The organism is Micromonospora sp. NPDC004336 (assembly GCF_053602615.1).
On record NZ_JBSGDY010000258.1, the window covers coordinates 1 to 5,887 of the forward strand.

General features: G+C 75.2%; 5 protein-coding genes. 4 read left to right on the forward strand and 1 reads right to left on the reverse strand.

The features are described 5' to 3' along the window. Positions 1 to 125: 125 nt before the first annotated feature. Positions 126 to 1,403 (reverse strand): SGNH/GDSL hydrolase family protein, encoded by a 1,278-nt coding sequence (locus tag ACWENR_RS29095; RefSeq protein WP_452280154.1) that lies wholly within the window; start codon positions 1,401 to 1,403, stop codon positions 126 to 128. A gap of 312 nt (positions 1,404 to 1,715) precedes the next feature. On the opposite strand from ACWENR_RS29095, the gene ACWENR_RS29100 reads away from it, so the two are divergent. The 4 genes from ACWENR_RS29100 to ACWENR_RS29115 form a co-directional block, all read left to right on the forward strand. Beyond that, complete coding sequence (locus ACWENR_RS29100) at positions 1,716 to 3,374, forward strand: class I adenylate-forming enzyme family protein (RefSeq protein WP_452280150.1); 1,659 nt, start codon at positions 1,716 to 1,718, stop codon at positions 3,372 to 3,374. Further along, positions 3,371 to 4,606: an MFS transporter gene (locus ACWENR_RS29105; protein ID WP_452280151.1), complete on the forward strand. Its 1,236-nt coding sequence runs from the start codon at positions 3,371 to 3,373 to the stop codon at positions 4,604 to 4,606. The genes ACWENR_RS29100 and ACWENR_RS29105 overlap by 4 nt, the downstream gene beginning before the upstream one ends. A 9-nt stretch (positions 4,607 to 4,615) precedes the next feature. After that, positions 4,616 to 5,017: an MmcQ/YjbR family DNA-binding protein gene (locus tag ACWENR_RS29110; RefSeq protein ID WP_452280152.1), complete on the forward strand. Its 402-nt coding sequence runs from the start codon at positions 4,616 to 4,618 to the stop codon at positions 5,015 to 5,017. 156 nt (positions 5,018 to 5,173) lie between these two features. Beyond that, positions 5,174 to 5,887 (forward strand): SGNH/GDSL hydrolase family protein (locus ACWENR_RS29115; RefSeq protein WP_452280153.1); only part of this gene is annotated, 714 nt, incomplete at its 3' end.

A 5,887-nucleotide genomic window follows, 5' to 3' on the forward strand; every position in this document is an offset into this window, starting at 1 on the left:
GCGCTCCTGGGTGTCGGCGGGGGCGCGGAGGCCGACCAGGGCCTGCACCGCGGCGGCGATCAGCCAGGTCAGGACGAACGAGAAGGCGACCACGCGCGGGGATCACCCGTCGCCCGCGCCGGATGTCACAGGCCGAGCAGGCGCAGCGGCACCGCGTCGGCCATCGCCTGGTTGCCGGCGTCGTTCGGGTGGATGTGGTCACCCGAGTCGTACGCGGGCAGCAGCCGGCTGGGCCGGGCGGGGTCGCGCAGCACCCGGTCGAAGTCCAGCAGCCCGTCGAACTCGTCGCTGCCGCGCAGCCACGCGTTCACCGCCTGCCGGGTGGCCTCCTTCTCGGGCGTCCACACCCCCGGGTTGCCGTGCCCCTCGTACGGGGTCAGCGTCGACACCAGGCTGCGCAGGCCGCGCGCCTTCACCTGCCGGTTGACCTGCCGCAGCGAGGCGATGATGCTCTCGGCGGAGTCGCCGGACATCCAGATGTCGTTGATGCCCAGGTGGGTGACGACGGTCCGGGCGTCGGTCTGGGCGAAGACGTCCTCGTCGAGCCGGGCGAGGGCGTTGGGGCCGAGCTCGTGGTAGCCGGGAAAGCCGCCCGCGCCCGCCTCGGTGCCCTCGTGGTTGAGCCGGTTGCCGGCCAGGCTGAGGTTCAGCACGCCCGGGGTACGCACGTCGGGGCGGGCGTCGATGAGCCGGTCGGCGAGCAGGTCCGGCCAGCGCTTGTTGGCGTTGACGGTGCTGCCGTTGCCGTCGGCGATCGAGTCGCCGAAGACCACCACCGAGCCGGGGCTGTGCGTGCGCTGCACGTCGATGCCGGACAGGAAGAACCAGCAGCAGTTCGGCCGGATGGTGAACCCGGCGCCGTCGGCGGCGGAGGTGAGGTCGTCGGCGCCGATGAAGTTGGTCTGCCGGGACTGCCCGTGGAAGGTCACCGGCCCGGTCGGGGCCGGGAAGTGGACGGTGAGCACCAGGTCCTGCTGGTCGCCGACGGGCAGGGCCACCGGGTCGCTGAGCAGCTCGGCGCCGCGGTTCATGGTGGCCGAGGCGGATCCGCCGAAGGTCAGCTCCCGCAGCGTCGACGTGTCGATGTCGGACAGGTCGTCGGGGGTGGCCGTGTTCGGCTTCGCCACGGTCGCGCGGCCGACCCGGACGGCCTGCTCGCCGTACATGTTGCTCAGTCGTACCCGGAACTTCGGCCCGCCCACGGTGGTGTGCACGACCATCCGGACGCTCTGGTTGTTGAGGCCCGTGTTGGTCAGGCCGGTCGCGTTGCCGCGGGTGACCGCGGCCGCCCAGCTGCCCGCCCAGACCGCCCGCTGGTGGCGGGCGGCGTCGGCGTCGGACGGTCCGGCGCTGGCCACCACCGCCGGGGTGCCCGCGACCAGCAACGTGGCGGCGGACGCGATGACATGCCATCTCTTCGGGGTCGACATTGAACCTCCATCGTTGGCAGCCCAGGGCCGTCCGCTGACGGCACCGCCTGGACGATGGTCCAGAAACCTAGCCGCCCGGTTTTACAGGCGTCAATCAACCTGATCGACGTGATCAAATGCCCTCCGGTCCGGCCGGAGCGCCGTTCGGGCTCTGTCCCGTGACCGTCGGCGGTGCCTACGCTCACGGACGGCGGCGGTGCGGTCACGCAGTCGCGTGCCCACCTGCCGCGCCGTCCCCGGGGCTGCCCGGAGGGCGCCGAATCTCCGCCGATGGGGGGCCGCGCGATGACCTACGGACCGGAGCGACGGACCGGATACGTGCACCGGGCGCTGGAGCTGTTCGCCGGCTTCGGCGACCGGGAGGCGCTGGTCGGCGGCGGACGCCGGCTCAGCTACGCCGACGTCGCCGCCGAGGTGCGCCGGCTGGCCGCGACGCTGCGCCGGCACGGCGTACGGCCGGGCGACGGGGTGCTGGTGGCGCTCGGCAACCCGGTGGAGGGGCCGCTGGTGCAGCTCGCCCTGCACCTGCTGGGCTGCCGGACGATGTGGATCGCGCCGGTCACCTCCCGCCGGGAGGTGGACGAGTTCGTCCGGCTGGCCCGCCCCGACGCCTTCGTCTACGACGCCCGCGACCCGGCGAGCCTCGGGCCGCAGCTGGCCGCCGGGCTGCCCGGCGTGCCGGTCTTCTGCCTGGGTCCGGGCGGCGCGGGCCCCGACCTGACCGCCGACGCGGGGCACCCGACCGCCGACGCGGAAGATCGGGCTGCCGGCGGCGCGGCCGGCGGGCCCGGCCCGGGCGCCGACGTGGACGGGGCGGCCGGGGGCGAGGTGCCGGCGGCGGAGTCCTTCCTGCAGACCAGCGGCACCACCGGCACCCCGAAGCTGGTCCACCACCGGGAGAGCTTCTACGCGCAGATCCTCACCCTGGCCGCCGACTTCCGCGCCGCCGGGTTCCCCCTGCTGCGGCACCTGTCGCACTCGCCGATGTGGCTGGCCAGCGGCCAGATCACCACGCTGTTCAACCTCTTCACCGGCGGCGTGCTCTTTCCCCGCGACGGCTGGGACCCGGCCCGGTTCATCGACACCGTCGACCGGGAGCGGATCAACTCCACGTTCCTCACCCCGCCGATGCTCTACGAGGTGCTCGACCACCCGGCGCTGCCCGGCGCGGACTTCTCCGCCATGTTCATGTTCAACGTGGGCGCCGGGCCGGCCGCGCCCGCCCGGCTGCGCCAGGCGATCGCCCGCTTCGGCCCGGTGCTGCGCATCGTTTACGGCCTCAGCGAGGCGGTCGTGGTCACCGCCCTGCCGGGGCTGACCGACGACCCGGAGCACCCGGAGCGGCTGCGGTCCTGCGGCCGGCCCTACGGCGACGTGCGCGTCGAGATCCGCGCCGAGGACGGCACCGTGCTGCCGCCCGGCTCCGACGGCGAGGTGTGGGTGCACACCGACCTGCGCTTCGCCGGCTACCACGGCCAGCCCGAGCTGACCGCCGAGACCCTGGTCGACGGCTGGGTACGCACCCGCGACGTCGGGCACCTCGACGCCGACGGCTACCTCTACCTCGTCGACCGGTTGCAGGACCGGATCCTCACCCGGCGGCGGAGCTGGCCGATCTACTCCCGGCCCGTCGAGGACGTCCTGGCCGGGCACCCGCAGGTCCGGGCGGCCGCGGTGATCGGCGTACCGGACGAGGTGGCCGGCGAGCTGCCGTACGCCTACGTCGTGCCGGCGCCCGGCGCGACGGTGACCGCGCGGGAGCTGGTCGAGCTGGTCACCGCCGCGCTCAGCGACACGTGGGCGCCGGGCGGGGTGGAGTTCGTCGACCGGCTGCCGCTCAACCGCTCCGCGAAGGTGGACAAGCGGGCGCTGCGGGCCCGGTACGCCGAGGCGCACCCCAGCGCGGTGGAGCACCCCCAGGCGTCGATCGGCACCCGGGCGTGACGCCCCGGCGGGAACTGACCGTCCTGGTCACCGCCGACCTGATCTCCAACCTGGGCAGCCGGGTGTCGGTGGTGGCGATCCCGTGGCTGGTGCTGGAGACCACCGGCAGCCCCGCGAAGATGGGCGTGGTGGCCGCCGCCGAGACGCTGCCCTACCTGCTCTCCGGCGCGCTCGGCACGCCCTGGGCGGACCGGATCGGGCTGCGCCGCACCTCGATCCTGGTCGACGCGGGCAGCGCCGCGCTGATGGTGGCGGTGGCCCTCACCCCGTGGCTGGGGTTCGGCGCGCTGGTGGCGCTGGTCGCCGTGGTCGGGGCGCTGCGGGGCGTCGGCGACCGGGTCAAGCACGTCATGTTCCGTCCCGCCGCCGAGGCCGCCGGGGTGCGGCTGCTCCGGCTGACCTCCGTCTACGACGGGCTCGGCCGGGTGGTCACCCTGCTCGGGGCCGGGCTGGGCGGGCTGCTCATCTGGTGGTTCGGGGTGACCCAGGCGATCCTCATCGACGCCGCCAGCTTCGCCGTCTGCGCGCTCCTGGTCGGGCTGCTGGTCCGGCCGCCGGCGGCGCCGGAGGCGCCCGCGCAGCCGGAGGGCTACCTGCGGGCGCTGGCGGGCGGATTCCGCTACCTCGGGCGCGACCGGATGCTGCTGACCATGCTGTTGGTGATCTCGGCGCTGAACATGGTCGTCAACGCGAGCGTCGCCGTCTACATCCCGCTCTGGGTGGCCGAGGTGCTGCGCGGCCCGGCCGGGCTGGGTCTGGTGCTGGGCGCGTTCTCGGCCGGCGCGCTGCTGGGCAACCTGCTGTTCACCGCGTACGGCCCGCGACTGCCCCGATACCTGGCCTTCGTGGTCGGGGCGGCGCTCGGCGGCGCCCCCCGGTCGCTGGTGCTGGCGCTGAGCGAGGACCTGGCCGTGGTGCTGGTGGTGACCTTCGCCTCCGGCATCGGCATCGCGGCGGTGAACCCGCTGCTCGGGGTGGCCATCTACGAGCGGGTGCCGGCGCGGTTGCAGACCCGGGTGATCGGGCTGGCGGGGTCGCTGGCGTTCGCCGGCCTGCCGCTGGGCGCGCTGCTGGGTGGCTGGTCGGTGACCGCGCTCGGTCTCCGTCCCGCCCTGCTGGCGATGACCGCGTTCTGCCTGGCGGTCACCCTGCTGCCGCTGCTGCCCGGCCTGCGCCCGCGGCCCGCCCCCGCGCCGGTCGACCGGCAGCCGCGGGTCGTGGGTCAGGCGTAGGCTCGCGGCATGGCCACCTGGGAGGACGTACGCCGCATCGCCTCGGGTCTGCCGGAGACGAGCGAGCACCCCTCCTATCAGGGGGCGCCGGCGTGGAAGGTCCGCGACCGGGCGTTCGTGTGGGAGCGTCCGCTGCGCCGCGCCGACCTCGACGCCCTCGGGGCGGCGGCGCCCGACGGCCCGGTCCTCGGCGTGCGGGTGCCCGACCTGGGCGCGAAGGAGGCCCTGCTCGCCGACGACCCGGCGGTCTACTTCACGACCCCGCACTTCGACGGCTATCCGGCGGTCCTGGTCCGGCTGGACCGCATCGACCCCGACGAGCTGGCCGAGCTGGTCGTCGAGGCGTGGCAGGACAGGGCGCCGAAGCGGCTCGCGGCGGCATACCGGGCGGAGCGGGCAGAGCCGGCCTGACGTCCTCCGCGCGGGCAGAGCCGCACCATCCCGCCATGATGTCCGACGCGGGGCGGCTCCCCGGCGGATTACGGGCGGCCGGGGCGTCGGACGCGCCCGCCCGGCGTCGGGCGGGCGGCCCTTCTGCCGAACCCGGGCGTCGACTAGCGTGCGCTCATGTCATCGACGCTCACCGAAGCCACGGACCCGTTCTGCCTGCGCGACGGGGAGAGCGCCGCCCTGCTGCACGGCCACCCGTGGCGGCGCTTCGCGGTGCTCGGCGACAGCGTGGCTGAAGGGCTCTGCGAGCCGGTCGACGGCTACCCCGACACGCAGTGGGCGGACCGGATCGCCGCCGAGCTGCGCGCCGTCCGGCCGGAGCTGGCGTACCTCAACCTGGGGCTGCGCGGGTTGCGGGCGCACCAGGTACGCGCCACCCAGCTCGCCCCGGCGCTGGCGTTCCGGCCCGACCTGGCGCTCGTGGTGTGCGGCGGCAACGACGCCTTCCACCCGGCGTACGACGCCGAGGCGGTCGACGCCGAGCTGACCGCGATCATCGAGGCGCTGCGGGCCGCGGGGGCAGACGTCATCACCGTCGGCATGTTCGACGTCTCGCACAGCCCCGCCGTGCCCGAGCGGCACCGGGCCGGCCTGGCCGAGCGGATGCGGCGGCTCTCCGCGCACACCGGTGCGCTCGCCGAGCGGCTCGGCACCCTGCACGTGCGGCTCACCGACCACCCGCTCACCGCCGACCCGTCGATCTACAGCAGCGACGGCCGGCACGGCAGCGCCCGCAGCGACGCCGTCGCCGCCGCCGAGACCGTCCGCCGCCTCGGCGCCCACCTGGCCGGCCGTCCGGGAGCGTCGGGGGGGGGGGGGCGGCCCCCCCCC

Coding starts and splice junctions, on each gene's coding strand:
- ACWENR_RS29110 (WP_452280152.1), top strand. CDS start 4,616: ATGGCCACCTGGGAGGACGTACGCCGCATCGCCTCGGGTCTGCCGGAG.
- ACWENR_RS29100 (WP_452280150.1), top strand. CDS start 1,716: ATGACCTACGGACCGGAGCGACGGACCGGATACGTGCACCGGGCGCTG.